This window comes from Aliinostoc maniaoense (genome assembly GCF_058172895.1).
Map to the genome: position 1 here is coordinate 5,122,636 of NZ_CP187952.1, position 18,869 is coordinate 5,141,504.

Consider the following 18,869-nt stretch of genomic DNA (forward strand, 5'->3'; position numbering starts at 1 on the left):
TTGATAGCCGTGGGAGTGTCAAGCTTCTATTTCTGGTTCAATTTCTGGGGGTGCTGAAAGATGTTGATCTAGCCAATTCAATAGAGGCACTAAGGAGAGTAACATCAGAGCGGAATAAAGATCGCCGCCCCAACTATCGTGTAACCATGTAAAAGCAGCGTTCTGACCAGTACCATGAAAAAAGCTGAGTAACGTGTTACGAATGATATTAGCGATTACACTAATGATCATCGCCAGTGATAAAAACCAAATTGTTACCCGACGAGAAGATAAAGCTCCTGTCCAATAGAGCAACATCAAACTGACGTAAATAGTGGTAAAGAGCATTTTTAACCCTGCACAATAGGGTGCTACTTCGACGATTTTGCCCCCAACATAAATGTTGATGCCATCGACAACTACTTCCATGCCAGATTGATTGAGGATAAAACCTGCTGTCGCAGCAATGAAGCTTTGCAGAGGAAATGTATAAGGGGCTATCAGGTAAGGTAGTGCGGTGGGAGTGGCAAGAAATACTAAGATGAGGGGAAATCCTTGTAGTCGTAACCCTGGCAAACCCTTAAACCACAGGCATAATGCTGCTAGTATTATGGGGAAGGAAAGATTTACCCACTCTGTTACACCACTTAAATAAAACACTCCTCCAATTACTAATAAAGCTATACCTAAAGGATGGTTTTTGTTGGGTAGCCTTTGCCACTGTTTTCGATGTTTCCAACTCAGATAACCTGCAAATGGCAAACCAATTAAACCATGACTGAAATATTCATGTTCGATACTAATAGTTTTGTGTAGCCAACCGTCTACCCAATGAAGTAAGACAGGGGCATACAGCAAGACTAACAGACTAAAAATTCCTATACCTAGTAATTGGGTTGTGTCTGGGTTTTTTATTTGTTGTTGAAGTGCCATAATTTTCAACAAGTGAGTTAATAATTTCTCAGTGTCCCTATGGTGCAGTAGGCATTTTTTAACCACAAAGACACTGAGATAAAGAAGAAATATTGTAACTTTTAATATATTACACTACTTCAGTAGTGGATGTAGATTTTGCTGCTAGTCCACTAATAACACTGGTGATAGTAGCTACAACCTCTCTAGCTTGACTATGGCTCAAGCCAGGGTACATTGGTAAGGATAATATTTGCTGGGCTAGTTTTTCGGCGTGGGGGAAGTCTCCATTTTGATAACCGAGGTTAGTAAATGCTGGTTGGAGATGACAAGGAATTGGGTAGTGAATACCAGTTTGAATACCTGCTGAAGTTAGTTCTGCTTGGAGTTGCTCACGGTCTATAGGGCAAGTATGATCAACTTTAATTACATAAAGATGATAAACATGACCGTCACCACTGTGGTTTTGTATGGGGATAATACCAGCAGAGGCTAAGGGTGCTAGTTCTAAATCATATTGTTGGGCTATGGTGAGGCGATCGCTATTCCACTCCGATAAATATGGTAATTTTTCTAATAAAATAGCTGCCTGTAATGTATCCAAACGGCTATTCGTACCCATTTCGATGTGAACATACTTTTGGGATGAGCCGTAATTTCGTAACCGCCTAGCTTTTTGCGCTATTTCTGCATCGCGGGTGAGTAGCATTCCCCCATCTCCCAATGCTCCTAAATTCTTACTGGGATAAAAACTAAAAGCTGCGGCTGTACCGACACCACCAGCTTGGTATCCTTCTCTGTGTGCTAGATGGGCTTGGGCTGCATCTTCAAAGATTAACACTTTGTAAGTATCAGCAAAATCTAATAGTTCCTTTGGTGATACCATTTGACCATACAAATGCACTGGAATAATGGCTTTAGTTTGGGGTGTAATGGCTTTGGCTGCCGCTTCTAAGTCAATTAAAGCTGTTTGCGGATCACAATCTACAAAGATGGGTTTTGCTCCCGCTTGTAAAACTCCAATGAGGGTAGCAACAAAAGTATTGACTGGTAAAATTACCTCATCTCCAGCCCCGATGTTACAGGCTTGCAAACCTAATGCGATCGCATCCGTTCCCGATGCTACACCTACTCCATATTCTACTCCTGACGCTTGAGCAAAAGCTATTTCAAATTCTGCTAATGCTTTTCCTAAAATAAAATCCCCCCGCTCTAATACACTCTCTATTGCCTGCTGGATTTGAGTTTGAATTAAATCATGTTGTAATTTCAAGTCTACAAACGGAATTATTCTCTTAGTCATTGATTTTTTAACCTCTCAAGTTTAGGTAGGTATAAGCTAGTTAAGTTGGGAACTCGGAGCAGAGGAAGCAGAGCGGAAAAAAATCTGCTCATCATCTTCTTTTTTGATTATTGGATAATTTATTGTTAGGACTTACGCAACTGGCATATTTTTGATGTAGGATGTGTGACGCTGCGAAAGTATGTGAACGTAGTCATGAGACTTATAGCTTCACGCATCAAAGATCAATTGTCACAATTGCGTAAGTCCTGATTGTCTGCAAGTCCCTAATTATAGAGATTACTTTATACTGAAATATATAGGACTTACGCAACTGGCATATTATTTAAACTCAGTTCGAGTTAAGACGATTTCGCTGTTAGTTACACGAAAGAATAGGAGTTTCAGGCAACGATAGAATCATGGTTTGAGCTTATCCCGAACTCAGGATACATTACTTAACATAAGTTGTTTTTTCCCAGCCGTTTTACTTGCAACCAAAAATTTGAGTTGAACCAGCCACAGCCACATTTCCCGCACATATAGGAATCCGATTTGATTTCTGAAAAATTCTAAGTATATGTAGGGGAGGTAAATTGCAATGTGGATTTTCCTCCTGCAATATTGCCGTTGTGTTAGGCGTAAGCCGTAACGCACCAAAATCCTGGGTGGTAGGTGTTGTACTCTCGCTGCTAACACACCCTACGTATTTACGTATCTGTTCAAAATTCAAGTAGGAATCCCATACCACAAAAATATATTCATTTACTTATTATTTCAATAATAGATATTATAAGAACTATCAATAGTTTCGGTTGTTAATTATTTCTCAAAATAGGATTTACTATAATTTGATACTTGCATTAGTTAATAATGCCTTGATAAGTAAATTTAGCCAGCATCATGCAGAAATAATCAAGTTAAAGCTTAACTAGATTAACTTGATCAACTGACTTTAGATTTACTTATCGATAACATTAAATAAGGCTTTTGATTGCATACATCTTGGAATCACTCATGAACAAACATCTGCTTGCTTCTTCTGGGGGAGTAATTTTCTTATGCTTATTTTCTGGGATTTTACCCGTTAAAGCCATCACTAATTCAGAGCTTAACGACCAAAAATTAGCTAACAATAAAGATAATATAAATAAAACTAATTCAGAGACAATTCTTGCTGATGAATTACTACTAACAGATAACACCTATCAGCAAGACTTATCCTCAGCACAACCACAACAAAACAATGCAGATACAAAATTAGACTCTGCAATTAATGCTGCACAACCTAAGCAAACATCAGACGCATTTGCACAAGTTACATCTGTATCTCAATTATCTGACGTACAACCCACTGACTGGGCGTTTCAAGCCTTGCAATCTCTAGTTGAGCGTTATGGTTGTATTGCAGGCTATCCAAATTTGACCTATCGTGGCAATCGTGCCATGACTCGCTACGAATTTGCGGCTGGTTTAAATGCTTGTTTAGACCGCATTAATGAATTGATAGCCACCGCAACTGCCGATTTAGTTAACAAAGAAGATTTAGCAACCTTGCAAAAACTGCAAGAACAATTTGCCGAGGAATTGGCAACATTAAGAGGTCGAGTAGATGCCCTAGAAGGCCGAACTACACAACTAGAAGCCAATCAGTTTTCTACTACTACTAAACTTAATGGAGAAGTAATTATTGCTGCTCTTGCTGCTACTGGTGGCGCGTCTGGGAGAAGTGACCCCAGCCCCATCTTAGTAAATCGAGTGCGGTTAAATCTGACTACTAGCTTCACAGGGAAAGATTTATTGATTACCGGTTTACAAGCCCACAATTTTTTGGGTGGAGCAACTGGTGAAGGTAGCTTACAAAATAGTTTAGGATTATCTTCTGATTTACTCAGTGCTAGTAGTGCGCGTACTAGTTTTGAGCCACAGTTTCCAGGAATTAACGTCAAGGATTTGTCAAGTGTTGGGGCAAATAATCTTGAAATTTATAAATTGCTCTATATCTTCCCCGTTAGCAAGAAATTAACTTTGTTTGCGGGGACTGCGGCCGAAACATCCGATGCTTTTCCAGCAATTACACCTTTTTATGGTGAAGGACAAGAATCTATTTCTCGTTTTGGCGGGTTAAATCCTGTGTTACGCGTCTCTGGGGGAACTTCTGGTTCTGGTTTAGCATCGGCGGCAGGATTTATTTACAGTATTGCCCCGAATCTCGATTTTAGAGCTTTATATGGTAGCGTCAATGCCAATCTCCCAGAAAAATCTCCTAATGAAGTAGCTCCAGGCGTTTCTACTACACCATTAGGTGGAGGATTATTTAGTGGTAGTAGTGTGATTGCTGCTCAGTTAACCTTCAAACCTAGTCGTGATTTAGATATTGGTTTAAATTACGCTCATAGCTATCACGAAATCAATATCTTAGGTACAGGCTTAATTAGAAATGATATCGGTGCTTTAGCGGGTGTGCCATTGGGAACACCAGTCCAACTTAATTCTGTTGGGGGGACGGTGACATGGCGATTTTCTCCCCAAATAGCCTTATCTGGTTATGGTGCAGCGTTATTTGTGGATGATTCCTCAAATAGTGTAAACGCTTCCACTAACTTTACTAGTTGGATGGTAGGGGTTCATTTTAACGATTTATTTCAAGAAGGGAATGCGGCGGGGATTCTTTTTGGTCAACCACTCCACCGTGTTGATGCTAGTGGTGGAGCTTCACTCACCCCAGAAGGTGAAAATCGGGCTACTCCTTACCATTTAGAAGCCTATTACCGCCTGAAAGTTAGCGATAATGTCAGTATTACCCCAGGGGCGTTTGTTTTATTTAACCCAGAAGGCAACAGCAATAATGACACTACTACTGTAGGGGTATTGCGTACAACTTTCACTTTTTAACAATACATGGATGAGATCCTATCTCATCTATGTTGTAGCAACAGCGATCGCCTGCTTAAAGCTATGATTAGTCAAATGTCCACCGTCAAAAGCCTCAGTTTCAAACTTGACTATTGACTGTTGACTACTGACTGTTGACTATCTACTTTTATGAGTATTGTATTCAGGGATCTGCTGAAAAAGGTAGGCAGTGGCAATCATACAAGCGAGAGTTTAACTCGTGCAGAAGCAGCCACCGCCACTAAAATGATGTTATTGGGCGAAGCTACACCAGCCCAAATTGGTGCGTTTTTGATTGCCCACCGCATTAAACGTCCCACAGGAGAAGAATTAGCGGGGATGTTAGATGCTTATGAGGAATTGGGGCCGAAACTGTCGGTAATTACCTCTACACGTCCGGTTATAGTATTGGGTCAACCTTATGATGGCAGAACCAGAACAGCACCCATTAGTCCGATTACAGCCCTGATACTTGCTACAGTAGGTCAACCAGTCATTATGCACGGTGGCGATCGCCTGCCGACTAAATACGGTTTACCATTAATAGAGATTTGGCAGGGTTTAGGAGTAGATTGGACTGGTTTATCACTAGCAAATACCCAAACTGTCTTAGAAAAAACTGGCATCGGCTTTGTTTACACCCCACAGCATTTTCCCTTAACTAATAGTCTTTGGGAATACCGTGATCAATTAGGTAAACGCCCACCATTTGCCACAATGGAATTAATTTGGTGTCCCTATGCTGGCGATGCTCACGTTATAGCGGGGTTTGTTCATCCACCCACAGAGGGGATGTTTCAGACAGCCTTGGAATTACGAGGAGTGACAAATTTTACCTTAATTAAGGGACTAGAAGGGAGTTGTGATTTACCACGCGATCGCACTGCCATTATCGCCTTATCTCAAGCACCCCAAACCATAGAAAGATTGCTTTTATCTCCCCATGATTACGGTTTTACTACTAAAAATGTACCTCTAAACAGTACGGAAGAATTGCTAGCCCAGATGCAGGAAGTATTAGCCGGAAAACCCAGCGAACTCATGCAAACAGCCCTATGGAATGGAGGATTTTACCTCTGGCGCAGTGGAATTTGTAGCGATATGTCAGCAGGTATAGCCAAAGCCAAAGAATTATTAACCACTGGCGCAGTTGCTAAAAAATTACAGGAATTAGGGAATTGGGAATAGGGAATGGGGAATGGGGAATGGGGAATGGGGAATGGGGAATGGGGAGACAAGGGGGACAAGGTAGACAAGGGGGACAAGGTAGACAAGGGGGACAAGGTAGACAAGGGGGACAAGGTAGAAATATTTACGCCAATGCCCAATGCCCAATGCCCAATGCCCAATGCCCAATGCCCAATGCCCCATTCCCTATTCATTCAACAATCCTAAAAATCGACGAATCAGCCCGATAGTGACGGCAGGTAATTCTAATTGTGGTGTTAAACCTACGTCTTCTAGAGGTTGAAAAACGCGGATGGCTTGGGGATTTTTCTCTGCTAGGCGACGGCCTATATCTGGCCCGGTAAATTGGGACTTTTGACCCCACATAATGGCGGTAGGAGTGAGCAATTGTTGAATATATAGTGATAAATCAAAACACAAATCACCCCTGACAAAAGATAAGGCTGCATACTCAGCATTTTGTTGCTGGGCTGATTTGAGATAGGCTTCTACAATCTCTTCATAAATGCGGTTAGGTTGGGCAAATTGTCGCTGTTCTAGGAAACTGCGAATACCTCCGCCAGTAGCGATCCCCGTACTGTATAACAAACGATCAACAATCGGAACACTGACAATTTGAGCAAATAAACTGCGAGAATAATCTTCGCCAAAATCAGAAAGTCCCGCAGGTGTGACCAGAATTAAAGATTTAAATAAATGGGGATGAGTAATTGCCACTCGAATTGTAAACGCTGCCGTGAGGGAAGAAGCGATCGCTGTAACTGGAGTTGTACAAGTCTGCTCCAAAAACTCCCGAATAGTCTTTAAATAATCATCAATCTTGTAATTTCTAGCCGGATGCTCAGATTCACCCCACCCGATTAAATCAGGAGCGAGAATCCGATATTCCGCCGCAAAAGCTGGATAAACTTTTGACCATTCATAGGCAGAAGATCCCCCACCAAAGCCATGCAGAAACACTAAGGTTTCTTGTTCTGATGCTGGGGTTGTATTATCTTGCCAAAGTGAACCAGTAGCTGTGTAGTAGACCATTTTACCCAGCGACGTAATTATAGAGCGTTGCTCAAATCCCTGTGGTTTCAACATAGTTTTCGTTAGTTAATAGTCAATAATTACTTGATGAGTGATGACCTATTCCCAACTATTATCAGTGAAGTCATCATCTAGAAACCTCTGGCCAGCGTCAGATTAAGTAGATGTGAAATCACTATGTTACTTGTAAAGATTCAGTAATTTTTTTTTTCTGTATAAAACTAGATTTTGGCTGTAATTACTATATCGTCAGGTTTCCTTAGATTTTATTTTAGTAGCGAGTATCACTTAGATCATACTTCGGGCTAAGTTTTTTGTGATAGTCTACAGAAAACTTACGGAGATTTTTGTGCTTCTTACCTGTTAGATAGTCCAAATATTCTCCGAGGGGGCTGTAAATCATCAGCATGAAAATGCAGAAAAATATTTGTTGGTGTATTTACTTGTTTGGTGGTTCTCTGGTTAATGATAAGGCGGGGTATTGTGGGCAAGCAGGCGACTCTTCAATCAGATCAAGTACCGAGATTTGAAAATCCTACATTTGCACTTGATAAATTGGGTGTGGAGAATCAAATCATAGCTTCAGTTAGGCGTGGCCAACTAGAAGAAGCTCCTCAAAGCATTGATCTTGATGTACCTACGTGTATATCTCTGAGTTTGGAAGAGTTGAAATGTTTTGAAGTAGTAGAGCATCAGTATGAGCAATGGGGTGTGAGTTTTCACAATTGCCTAGCCATACAACCATCAAATCCAGCCTTTCCCACCAAATCAGGGATGACTGTATTAATGGGTTCACCGAAGAATGGATTTTTAGAAGCCAGCTTTTTACATCCGGTGAATTGGGTAAGTGCCTGTGTCACAAGTTCACAGCGACTAGTGTTGTCTGCCTACAATGGCGATCGCCAACTATTATCTCAAAATATTCTACCAGGCCCGAATCTAGCTAATTCTGATTCATCCTTATCTCCTAATCTTTTATTATCCGTAGCTGCTAAAAACATTCGCCACATTACCTTCTGTGCGTTTGATGGTCAATTTACCATTGATGAATTTCGTTTTTGTATTTAATTATCAACATAATTAAGGGCTACTTACCTGAAACTTGAAAAAATCAGTAATAAAACCTAAGTGTGCTACTTCAGTCTGGATATGCTTGTAGAGTAATATTGATATTCGATTTATCTGACTGAGTAAGAGAAAAGTGGCAAGGGTGAAAAATACTGGAAATTTCACCTTTGACTAAAATTTTCACTTTTCCATACTTAGTGGAATATATGTATATAGTGTAGATATTTTGTGTAAGTAGGTAGGTAAACACTGTGGCAAAGGCTGTATCTTCTTGGCAGCAATTGATCAACCAGATACCCGACTGGCTGCTTCCAGAGTTTAAAACCAAAGCCACCAAGCAACGAATTATTCAGCGTTTCTCAGAGCCAGGAGCAATTCTAGGCTTGCTAACGTTACTTGTGGGTATGCTGTTGTGGAACTGGAAATTATTATTGGCACTGGTAGTTGGCATTACTGTGATGTTAGTTGTCTACTCCATGCGAAAGTGGAATTGGCAAGCGCATTGGGGAGAAATTAAAAAGTTTTTCCACAGTCCCAACCGTCAACTAGTCTTAGCAGTTAGCAGTGGTGGTATTGCTACTCTCAGTACATATATGGCCGCAGCAATTTGGGCGGACTCAACTAGCCCCTGGATAGCGACTGGGGCTATTGTCCAGGGGTTAGGGACGTTATTAACTTTAATTTTATTAGTTTGGCAAATAGTCAACTTTTACAGCCATCACGAACAAGATAGCTTTGAGAAGTTATTACTTGATCTAACTGAACAAGACCCAATTAAGCGTTTAATTGCTGTGCGTCGGTTAACTAAAATAGTCCAGCGTCAACAAATTGACCCTACATTAGAGCAAGATGTAGTGCGATGTTTACATCTTTTGTTGAGTCGGGAGGAAGAAGCCGCAATTCAAGAAGCAGCTTTTGAAAGTTTACAAGCTTTGGAGCGATCGCAGTTAGCATCCACTCCTTTACCAAATCTTATGCCTTTAGCTGCTAAATTCAAGGAACGCGCTTCTATTTAGGGGGCAGGGGGCAGGGGGCAGGGGGCAGAGGGAGACAAGGGAGACAAGGGAGACAGGGGGCAGGGGGAGTAGAACTCCTGAATTTTGTAGGCGCAAGCCTTCCCGCAGGGTATTTTGAATTTTGAATTTTGAATTGATATGCCCAATGCCCGATAATTCACCCCTGATAAAGTCTACCGTTACGTACTTGTATCACTGCCTTATTGCACCGACGTACTAGTTGTTCATCATGGGTAGTGACGATGACTGTCGCCCCAAAGGAATTTAATTTTTGCAGAATTTGCATCACCTGCCAGGAGTTATCAGGATCAAGATTACCTGTGGGTTCATCAGCTAAAAGTAAAGGAGGTGTACCTACAATTGCCCGTGCAATACTAACTCGTTGTTGTTCTCCCCCTGAAAGTTGATGAGGAAAACAATCAGCTTTAGAAAGTAAACCCACTAGTTTTAATGTAGGTTCTAAACGTCTTTGAATTTCTTTGCGGGTGTAGCCTTGGGCTTGTAAGACGAAAGTCACATTTTCTGCTACTGTGCGCTGGGGAATGAGTTTATAGTCTTGAAATACGATGCCAATGCGTCGCCGTAATAATGATAAGCGATCGCCCCGTAACCCAGAAATATTACATTCACCAACAATTACTTCTCCCTGTGTCGGTAATTCTTCACCATACAGCAGCTTTAAAAGTGTTGACTTCCCAGAACCACTAGGCCCTGTAATAAACAGAAATTCTTTCTTTTTCACCTCTAGGTTGACATCTAATAAAGCATGACAACCATTACTGTAAGTTTTAGTCACAGCACGTAGCTGCACCATGTTATCAATAATGCTATCCTGCTTTTGCTGTTGCTGATTGTTATCTTGTGTAGTTGTAACTGGTTGCGTTAATACGGGCATTGCTAAATAGAAAATAGGAAGTGGGAAGTTGAGAAGTGAAATCAGTTATCAGTTATCAGTGAACAGTTATCAGGACTGTCCAATGTGTATTGTTGACTAAAAACAATGATTCCCAGGAAATACCTAGGAATCACAAGTCTGACAGTGAAAATTTGTAATTTTTTGCACCCTGGAACTTTAGCCAAGTTGAATGTTCAAGTTTCAAGTCGCATTTTTGGCTGTGAAGCGATAAATAAAGGCTTTTACCGCGAACTTGGGTAAAGCCAACATCCGTCGCCAACGCCAGGGTTCTTGATAAAGTCGATACAACCATTCCAAATTGTTATTACCCAGCCAGGATGGCGCACGAGATTTTGTCCCTGCCCAAATATCAAAACTGCCACCGACACCCACCCAAATGGCTTGGGGACACAAATGACGATTTTGAGCAATCCATAATTCTTGACGTGGTACACCCAAACCTACCAAAATTAATTGCGGTTGCAATTGAGCTAAAGTTTGTTGTAGTTGTTGTTCCTCTTGGGCAGTATGGTAGCCAGAATGAGTACCAGCTATCTGCAAACCGGGATTTTGCTGCTGCCAAAACTCTGCTGCCTTAGCTGCTACTCCTGGTGCGCCACCGTAGAAAAATATTGTTTTGTCTGTCCGTTGTTGCCCAATGGCACGCAACAGAGTTTCTGCTAGTTCAATACCTGGACAACGGTTGATTTTTTGCCACAGTAGCCATCTTAAATAGAGAACTACTCCTGCACCATCTGGAATCACTAATTCTGCATTTTGAATGATTTGAGCCAAAGCAGGATTTTGCTGTGCTTGCATCGTCATTTCTGCATTCAGGGTAATGACATGAGTTCCTTGGTTGTTTTGCCAGCACTCTAGCAACCACCCTGGATAGTCATTCATGACATGAACAGGTATTCCCAACACCGAAAACACTTTAGGAGCTTGAAACATAGCATTTCTCTTAATTAGTCTCACACCAGATGATCTAGAACGATAGTTTATCAAATTTTTTAATAGGGTGTGTCTGAATTTGGATTCAAAGTCAAACTCAGTAAACCAATGCACTAGAGATTTTTTTAGCCTATTTTCGGTGATAAAAACAGCTTATAGTTCATCAGCAGAATTTTATCATCGATTTTTGATAAATTCTTAGCAGGATCACCTGATTTTTCCCAATCAACAGGCTAGCATCGTAACAGACTAAAGACGCAATAGTTCAGGCGTTCAAATAGACTATTAGGTAAAAATTCTATATTTATCTGTAAACACAATTATTTACACTGCATCTATTAAGTCTTTTTAGTAAACTCAGTTTTACAGTTAAGGTAGCGTCATGGATAGAAGTTGACTATGAAGAAAATTCGGATTGGCCTGATTGAAGATCACGAGCTTACCCGTGTAGGTATTCGCACAGCTTTGCTGCAAAAAGAAGAAATTGAAATTGTGGGAGAGGCTGCTAATGCTGTAGACGGATTGAAGATGTTAACAATGTTACAGCCAGATATTGCCATTATAGATATTGGACTACCTGATAAAGATGGTATTGAACTAACACGGGAGTTCAAAGCTACTGGTAATGGAGAAGAACTAGAGACGAAAATCGTGATCTTAACACTTCAAGATAATAAAGAAGCAGTGTTAGCAGCTTTTGGGGCTGGGGCTAGGCTGTTGACTTTGTTGAAATTTGGGCGGTTTTTAGTAATTTTGTACGCGATGTTTAATTTGTGCCTCAAAGCCTTCTCAAAACACAGTTTCAGCCATCGTAACTACGCACATTTTTTGCATGGACAAAATCCCAAAAAAGGTACAGAGTCAACAGCCTAGGCTGGGGCTGATTCCTATTGTATGAAAGATATTAAGTTTGATAATTTGTTAGAAGCGGTGAGAGTAACTTACAATGGCAACGCTTGGATTGATCCGGCGATCGCTCGCATTGTATTACAACAAGCACAACATAATCCTTCCCAGATAGAGAATGCCCCAGCAGATCGTAAATATCTACTCTCAAACCCAGACTCCCCAGAGCAACAGGAAAATCTTGATTCATACACCCTCACAGAACGAGAATTAGAAGTCTTACAATTAATCGTCGAGGGTTGTAGCAATGCAGTCATCGCCGAACGTCTTTACATTACAGTCGGGACTGTGAAAACTCACGTCCGCAATATTTTAAATAAACTCTGCGCTGATGACCGTACCCAAGCTGCTGTCCGTGCTTTACGTTCTGGATTAGTCGGTTGAAGTGATCTGCTGAATTTTCGCAAATTTCACCACCGACAAATTCCATCCTAGGGTACACAATATAAAGAGTAAAGTTATACTCGTATAAATAAATTCTTTTCCTGAAAAAATTTTTTCAGGGAGTTTTTAGGTGGTGGGATGAATATTTTATGCTCTTGCCACAGATTGACCCGTAAATAAAAGTCAAATATGACCCAAATCGAGGGAGAAAGACTTAAGCTCATGGTCGTAGACGATGAGCCAGATAACTTAGATTTACTCTACCGCACTTTCAGACGAGATTTTCAAGTATACAAGGCCAATAATGCTCGTAAAGCATTAGGGATTCTGGAACAAGAAGGAGAAATGGCCGTCATTATCTCCGATCAACGAATGCCAGAAATGAACGGTACGGAATTTCTCAGTCACACAGTAGAGCGATTTCCTGACACCATTCGGATTTTACTGACTGGTTTTACAGATGTGGAAGATTTGGTAGATGCCATTAACTCTGGTCAGGTATTTAAGTACATTACCAAACCTTGGAATCCAGAACGGTTAAAGGCTCTAGTTGAGCAGGCTAGTGATACATATCGCCTACTGAAAAAGCGTACTCGAGAGTTAAGTCGAGCTTTACGACGAGAATCTTTATTTAATGCTGTGACCACGGCAATTCGAGAGTCATTAGACTATGAGAGTATGCTACAAAAGATTGTCGCCACGATTGGACAAACTTTTGATGCTACTTGTTGTCTGCTGCAACCAGTAGAAGCGGATCTCCTATTACCAAACCGATTTTCTTATCAAAATCCCGCATTCCATAGCCCTGATGATGCTTTTGACCCCAGTGTTTTAATTCAAAAGGTTCTAGCGACCCATCAATGTCAAATTTCTCAACAGGTATATGAGGATAAACCGTGTAACTACTTAGTTGTCCCCCTATCCTACCAGCAAGACTTGTTGGCAGTTCTGGCTTTATACCAATGGGATCACGATGACCCTTGGCATGAGGAAGAAATTCAACTCATTACAGGTGTAGCGGAACAAGCGGCTTTAGCTCTTTCCCAAGCCAAACTTTACCAACGTCTTCACGAAAAACAAGAGCAAATTAAAGCGGAGTTAGAAGTTGCTCGCCAAATTCAAAACAATCTACTCCGCCAAACTCTCCCTGAGATGAAAGGCGCGAAGTTACAAGCTTGCTGCTACCCTGCGCGAGAAGTTGGCGGTGATTTTTTTGAAGTTTTTGTCCACCCCAAAGGAGACTTATGGTTAGCGGTGGGAGATGTTTCTGGAAAGGGTGTACCAGCTGCTTTATTTATGGCTAGTGCTATTTCTGTGTTGCGTCGGGAATTATCTCAGGAAACACCTGCTGATCCGAATGTAGTTATACATAATCTTAATCATGCTTTATGTAATGACTTAATTAGTAACAATTGCTTTATTACTCTTGTGTTAGCTTGTTTTACTCCGGCTACTAGAGATTTAGTCTATGCCAATGCGGGACACATTTATCCAATGGTTTGGTCACAGCAAGCTAAACAAGCACAAGAACCAAACTACCTCAAAGTCCGAGGCATTCCTTTAGGAATATTACCTCAATGGCAAGCTCAGTCAGGCCGCTTAGTTCTCAACTCTGGGGACATATTACTGCTTGCTAGTGATGGAATTACGGAAGCAATGGTATCAAACAATGTGTTATCTTCAGTAAAAACCGATGATGGCGTTCTGCCAGCAAGTCGTTCTATGCTGAAACAGGATGGTCTGTGGCAAATATTACAAGACGAAGTACAACCACTGTCTTTGAACCATTTACTAGCTCGCATCCAGGCAGATAACCCCGTGCAAGAAGATGATCAAACTATACTATCTCTGGAGGTTTTATAAGTAATGAAAAGTGAGCTGCACGTACCAAGTGACTTAAATTATTTAAATATCGTCGAAAACTGGTTACTGGGATGCTTAAAAATCCAATTGGGTGAATCTGTTGATTGGTCAAGACAGTCTAGTCGTTTGCGTCTAGCTTTGGTCGAAGCCTACTCCAATGTGGTTCGTCATGCTCACAAGGAGCAATCTAGTATACCTATTTTGCTGCGTTTGGAACTTAAGGAGCGAGATATTTCTCTAGAGGTTTGGGACTATGGTTCGGGCTTTGATTTGTCTACTTATTTTCCACCTAATCCTGTCGATAAGCAAGAAGGTGGCTATGGGTGGCTGATTATGAATCGTTTGATGGATAAAGTGGAATATCAGTTAAAGGTTGATGGGGCTAACTGTCTAAAATTAGAAGCGACTATCCCGGAACTCGCTAATAGTCATTAGTCTACACAGCTTGATTCTTAACCCTTAGACATTGACCGAATTTGATTATGCGTTGCCCAGAACCCTTGATAGGTACAATTAAGACATTGTACCTATCTGATTTTTTATTGAGAAATCTTAATTAGCCAAGTTATTTTTCAGGGCGTAAAGCCACTAACTCTTGAGGTGATGCTAGGAGTTTAATTGTAGCGTTAAGAATTTTTTGGTTTTGGTTGAGAACAAACACCCACAAGACATTGATGCTACACCAAGAAGTCTGTGCTTTACCCCGAACTTGTATTTGAATATAGCCATCTTCTGAGGTTTCAGCTATACCCTGATGAGGCTCGGCTTTAATGTCTTGGGCTTCTTTTTGTAGATAACGAGCGATCGCATCTACTCCCACAATACCAGATTCAAAGGGTGGATACATCACACCATCAGGGGCAAATAAAGCAGCTGTTGCTGTAAAGTTGCCAGCGTTTAAAGTTGTAAAATAGTCTATGATTGTAGACTCTGTAATTCCTGGAATCTCAAGAGCAGTTGTTTTCGCACCAGATAAATATTCAGCCGTTTTCATAAAAAGTACCTAGAATGATCATCGCTGAACATTAATTAAAATCAAAAAACAGAGATCAGAAAACTGCTATTGGAGCGTATTACCTCATCCATAAATCTCACCTAAGAAAGAATTTGTTCCCAAACTAGAGCTTGGGAACTAAAACGGGTGTGACATTGAGGTTGAGAAGAGATGGAAAGTTGACGTGTTGCGTAACAATTGATTGGTTGAAGTAGACTGCGAATCAGTTGGAGGTTGGCATCACTCTGGTAGTTTTACCTCCTGGTTTACATTTTGCATTATTTATTTACAAATCGCCAATAAAATTTACAAATGATGGCGGTAAGAAATATTGAACCCAAGCCTTGATAGAGTTAGGTATAATCGACAAACGCCCATGTTGGCAAAATTTGGTTATACGAATGGACTACTATTCCGTAGTTAGCAGCAGTGTGGTAAAGGAAAAAGCCAAAGAGTTGGGTTTTCACACAGTTGGGATTGCTGCTGTAGATAGGGGAAAAAATACAGAAGCCGAGAGGCTGCAAGCATGGCTGACAATGGGTTATCACGCTGATATGGAGTGGATGAATAACCCCAAGCGTCAAGATGTAACTTTAGTCATGCCAGAGGCGCGATCACTTGTTTGTGTGGCACTCAATTACTACACCCCACATCAACATCCTGAAGGGGAAGAATACGCCAAAATCTCCCGTTATGGGTGGGGGAGAGATTATCACAAGGTAATGCACAAGCAACTCAAAGCTTTAACTACTTGGTTACAATCCCTAGATCCAGGCATTCAAGCTCGTTACTATGCTGATACAGGCCCGATTCAAGATAAAGTATGGGCGCAACGTGCGGGGATTGGTTGGATTGCCAAAAATGGCAATGTGATTACTAGAGAGTATGGCTCTTGGGTATTTTTGGGTGAAGTGTTGACAAATATTGAACTAGAAAGCGATCGCCCCCATACAGAACATTGTGGTAGCTGCACACGTTGTCTAGAGGCTTGTCCTACTGGGGCAATTACCCAGCCTTTTGTAGTAGATGCTAATCGCTGCATAGCTTATCATACCATTGAGAACCGCGCTGAAAAATTACCAGAGGCGATCGCATCTCATATGCAAGGTTGGGTAGCCGGTTGTGATATCTGCCAAGATGTTTGTCCTTGGAATCAGCGTTTTGCTCAAACCACAGATGTGGTAGAATTTCAACCTTATCCTGCAAATATTGCGCCGAAACTGATAGAATTAGCGCAAATCTCAAAAGAGGAGTGGGAGAGAAGATTTCCGGCATCAGCGTTGCGGCGGATTAAGCCAGAAATGTTAAGACGGAATGCCCGTGCTAATCTTGACGCATCCAGGCAATGTCATGACACAGAAAGTGATTATCTTTGATTTCGATGGTACGATAGCAGATACTGTAGATGCACTTGTAACTATTGCCAATCGGTTAGCTATAGAGTTCGGTTATATCCAAATTACTCCAGAACAACTAACCCTCCTCAAAAATTTATCATCAAGAGAAATTATTAAATATTCAGGAGTTTCTTTGTTAAAAATACCTTTTCTGGTGAAAAAGGTAAAAGCAGAATTGAAAAATAAAATCCAGGAATTGAAACCTATTTCTGGCATGAGAGAATGTTTATTAGAACTAAAAAATCATGGCTATCAGCTAGGAATTATTACATCTAACTCCAAAGATAACGTTACAGCTTTTCTCAAGGTTAATGAATTAGATAATTTATTTGAGTTCATCTATTCAGGAGTAACAATTTTCGGTAAAACGACAATTATTAACAATGTCCTCAAACAGAAACAACTCAAACCTCAAACAGTGATTTATGTAGGTGATGAAACCAGAGATATTGAAGCATCGAAAAAAGCTAATATTAAAGTAATTGCCGTCACCTGGGGTTTTAATTCCGCCGAAATTTTATCTCAACAAAACCCGGATTTTTTAATTCATCAACCTAGTGAATTATTGCCAGCTATCAAATTTCTTGACTCATAGCTCAAATCACAATTAATCGTTGATGCGTGACTACATAAAAAATATTCCATTTGGGTAAGTCCTAATATAATTAATTACGAATTACGAATTACGAATTACGAATTATTGATTGGGATCGCTAAACTGAGGATTATGAATAAATGTCTCATCTGTTAAACTTCTCAAGAAAGCTATGAGGTCGCTTTTTTGGGCTTCAGTTAACTGAAAACCATTGATAAATTCACTTTTCCAAGGGTTTTTGCTCCCTACTCCAGCCAACTCACCTGTATGAATAGTTCTACCGCCTGCTTGGTAGTGGTCAATCACTGCTTCCAGAGTGGGGATAGTACCATCGTGCATATAGGGAGCAGTTAGAGCAATATTTCGGAGAGTGGGAGCTTTAAAACGTCCCATATCAGAGGGTTTGGTAGTAATTTCATAAACCCCAGTATTATTTGGTGGGTAAGCTCCTTGACCATCAATATTGTAAAGCCCAGTGTTGTGAAAAGCGATTTCTACAAAAGCCAGGCGATCGTGCATTACGGAATCACTAAAATTAATCCCACCATGACAATGAAAACATTCCAGATTTTCACTGTTAAATAATTGCTCCCCTCGTTTAGCGGCTGGGGAAATAGCATTAGCATCACCGCCGAAACGATAACGGTCATAGGGAGAATTGACGGAAATTAAAGTCCGTTCAAAAGCTGCTATAGCTTTCGTGAGATTACTTAAGCTAATTGCATCTTGATTATCGCCAAAAGCGGCTGCAAACATCCGGCGATATTTCTGATCATCCCGCAGCATTGTTAATATTTGTTGTTCCCGTCCTACCATACCCATTTCTACGGGATGTTCCCCAAACATTGGTACTAAAGCTTGACTTTCCAGCTTGGTCATGAAAGGATTAGCCCAAGTCAGTACCGAGTTGTAGCCGATATTAGCCAGACTCATCGAATTACGTGGGTGTTTTTCGCCAGTTGCACCTATCCCTACTGGTTTACCATCGGTAAAAGCTAAAGACTGGATATGGCAAGACGCACAAGAAAAATCACCTGTAATTGATAAACGCTTTTCGTAGAATAAATGCCGTCCTAACTCTACCTTGTGAGAACTCATTGGGTTATCTGCTGGGACAACTGGCTTGGGCATCCAAGTAGGGAGATTCCAATCATATTCTGAAGTTGAGGATGCGCCAAAAGCTGCACTCAATCCCATTGAGAGACAAAGCGACAACAGACAAATTATAGCCAAGGTAAACCAACGAGTTAATCTCATCAAAGGCAAAAGTAAGTATAACAGGGTAAATAATTAAAGGTTTGTAGTGAGAACTTTAGTTCTCTCTCCGTTCTCTCCGTTCGCGGAGCGTGTCGTAGACAGAGGCTACCCCAACGCATAGCGTTTCGTAGACAGATGCTCCGCGTTCGCGCAGCGTCCCGCAGGGAACAAAAAAGGACTAAAGTCCTTACTACGAACTGAATGCTATTATTTTTACATTACTTAACATAGTTTTCATGCGTTCTGGTGTAG

Annotated in this window: 16 protein-coding genes and 2 pseudogenes; 11 read left to right on the forward strand and 7 right to left on the reverse strand. The window is 40.9% G+C overall.

The window, feature by feature from the left end; genetic code table 11:
- Positions 1-18: 18 nt before the first annotated feature.
- The gene (gene crtB / locus ACPZ3T_RS22230) at positions 19-912 is read right to left on the reverse strand and encodes a cyanoexosortase B (RefSeq protein ID WP_490271611.1); all 894 of its coding nucleotides are present in this window, start codon (positions 910-912) and stop codon (positions 19-21) included.
- 109 nt (positions 913-1,021) lie between these two features.
- Positions 1,022-2,194 (reverse strand): DegT/DnrJ/EryC1/StrS family aminotransferase, encoded by a 1,173-nt coding sequence (locus ACPZ3T_RS22235; protein ID WP_490271612.1) that lies wholly within the window; start codon positions 2,192-2,194, stop codon positions 1,022-1,024.
- Positions 2,195-3,190: 996 nt separating this feature from the next.
- Between ACPZ3T_RS22235 and ACPZ3T_RS22240 the strand changes: the two genes are divergently transcribed.
- The 3 genes from ACPZ3T_RS22240 to ACPZ3T_RS22250 all read left to right on the forward strand — a co-directional run bounded on the left by ACPZ3T_RS22240 (position 3,191) and on the right by ACPZ3T_RS22250 (position 6,463).
- Positions 3,191-5,068, forward strand: coding sequence for an iron uptake porin (locus tag ACPZ3T_RS22240; RefSeq protein WP_490271613.1), 1,878 nt, complete (start codon positions 3,191-3,193; stop codon positions 5,066-5,068).
- Positions 5,069-5,218: 150 nt separating this feature from the next.
- The gene (locus tag ACPZ3T_RS22245; RefSeq protein WP_490271614.1) at positions 5,219-6,256 is read left to right on the forward strand and encodes an anthranilate phosphoribosyltransferase family protein; all 1,038 of its coding nucleotides are present in this window, start codon (positions 5,219-5,221) and stop codon (positions 6,254-6,256) included.
- 3 nt (positions 6,257-6,259) lie between these two features.
- Complete coding sequence (locus ACPZ3T_RS22250; RefSeq protein WP_490271615.1) at positions 6,260-6,463, forward strand: hypothetical protein; 204 nt, start codon at positions 6,260-6,262, stop codon at positions 6,461-6,463.
- Here ACPZ3T_RS22250 and ACPZ3T_RS22255 read toward each other — a convergent pair.
- The gene (locus ACPZ3T_RS22255) at positions 6,443-7,342 is read right to left on the reverse strand and encodes an alpha/beta fold hydrolase (protein ID WP_490271616.1); all 900 of its coding nucleotides are present in this window, start codon (positions 7,340-7,342) and stop codon (positions 6,443-6,445) included. The two genes, ACPZ3T_RS22250 and ACPZ3T_RS22255, sit on opposite strands and share 21 nt — an antisense overlap.
- Positions 7,343-7,753: 411 nt before the next feature.
- Between ACPZ3T_RS22255 and ACPZ3T_RS22260 the strand changes: the two genes are divergently transcribed.
- Together ACPZ3T_RS22260 and ACPZ3T_RS22265 are read left to right on the forward strand one after the other, a co-directional pair.
- The gene (locus tag ACPZ3T_RS22260) at positions 7,754-8,356 is read left to right on the forward strand and encodes a hypothetical protein (protein ID WP_490271617.1); all 603 of its coding nucleotides are present in this window, start codon (positions 7,754-7,756) and stop codon (positions 8,354-8,356) included.
- Between the two features lie 251 nt (positions 8,357-8,607).
- Positions 8,608-9,372, forward strand: a complete 765-nt coding sequence (locus tag ACPZ3T_RS22265) for an armadillo-type fold-containing protein (RefSeq protein ID WP_490271618.1) — start codon at positions 8,608-8,610, stop codon at positions 9,370-9,372.
- A 157-nt stretch (positions 9,373-9,529) separates the two neighbouring features.
- Here ACPZ3T_RS22265 and ftsE read toward each other — a convergent pair whose 3' ends face one another.
- Together ftsE and ACPZ3T_RS22275 are read right to left on the reverse strand one after the other, a co-directional pair.
- The gene (gene ftsE, locus ACPZ3T_RS22270; RefSeq protein WP_490271619.1) at positions 9,530-10,267 is read right to left on the reverse strand and encodes a cell division ATP-binding protein FtsE; all 738 of its coding nucleotides are present in this window, start codon (positions 10,265-10,267) and stop codon (positions 9,530-9,532) included.
- A 201-nt stretch (positions 10,268-10,468) separates the two neighbouring features.
- Entirely contained in the window at positions 10,469-11,221 is a 753-nt protein-coding gene (locus ACPZ3T_RS22275) for a WecB/TagA/CpsF family glycosyltransferase (RefSeq protein WP_490271620.1), read from the reverse strand.
- A 399-nt stretch (positions 11,222-11,620) separates the two neighbouring features.
- On the opposite strand from ACPZ3T_RS22275, the pseudogene ACPZ3T_RS22280 reads away from it, so the two are divergent.
- From ACPZ3T_RS22280 to ACPZ3T_RS22295, 4 genes and pseudogenes are all read left to right on the forward strand, one after another.
- Positions 11,621-11,923: pseudogene (locus ACPZ3T_RS22280) on the forward strand (response regulator); the annotation flags it as partial.
- 171 nt (positions 11,924-12,094) lie between these two features.
- Positions 12,095-12,511, forward strand: a pseudogene (locus ACPZ3T_RS22285) (response regulator transcription factor); the annotation flags it as partial.
- A gap of 189 nt (positions 12,512-12,700) precedes the next feature.
- Complete coding sequence (locus ACPZ3T_RS22290) at positions 12,701-14,374, forward strand: SpoIIE family protein phosphatase (protein WP_490271621.1); 1,674 nt, start codon at positions 12,701-12,703, stop codon at positions 14,372-14,374.
- A 3-nt stretch (positions 14,375-14,377) separates the two neighbouring features.
- Complete coding sequence (locus ACPZ3T_RS22295; RefSeq protein ID WP_490271622.1) at positions 14,378-14,809, forward strand: ATP-binding protein; 432 nt, start codon at positions 14,378-14,380, stop codon at positions 14,807-14,809.
- Between the two features lie 130 nt (positions 14,810-14,939).
- Here ACPZ3T_RS22295 and ACPZ3T_RS22300 read toward each other — a convergent pair whose 3' ends face one another.
- On the reverse strand, positions 14,940-15,368 hold the full coding sequence (locus ACPZ3T_RS22300; RefSeq protein ID WP_490271623.1) for a nuclear transport factor 2 family protein: 429 nt from the start codon (positions 15,366-15,368) through the stop codon (positions 14,940-14,942).
- 401 nt (positions 15,369-15,769) lie between these two features.
- Between ACPZ3T_RS22300 and queG the strand changes: the two genes are divergently transcribed.
- Both queG and ACPZ3T_RS22310 read left to right on the forward strand, forming a co-directional pair.
- Positions 15,770-16,744 (forward strand): tRNA epoxyqueuosine(34) reductase QueG, encoded by a 975-nt coding sequence (gene queG / locus ACPZ3T_RS22305; protein WP_490271624.1) that lies wholly within the window; start codon positions 15,770-15,772, stop codon positions 16,742-16,744.
- Positions 16,719-17,360, forward strand: a complete 642-nt coding sequence (locus ACPZ3T_RS22310) for an HAD-IA family hydrolase (RefSeq protein ID WP_490271625.1) — start codon at positions 16,719-16,721, stop codon at positions 17,358-17,360. Before queG ends, ACPZ3T_RS22310 begins: the two co-directional genes overlap by 26 nt.
- Before the next feature lie 102 nt (positions 17,361-17,462).
- Here the strand turns inward: ACPZ3T_RS22310 and ACPZ3T_RS22315 are convergent, their stop codons facing one another.
- Positions 17,463-18,557: an MbnH family di-heme enzyme gene (locus tag ACPZ3T_RS22315; protein WP_490271626.1), complete on the reverse strand. Its 1,095-nt coding sequence runs from the start codon at positions 18,555-18,557 to the stop codon at positions 17,463-17,465.
- Positions 18,558-18,869: the final 312 nt, after the last annotated feature.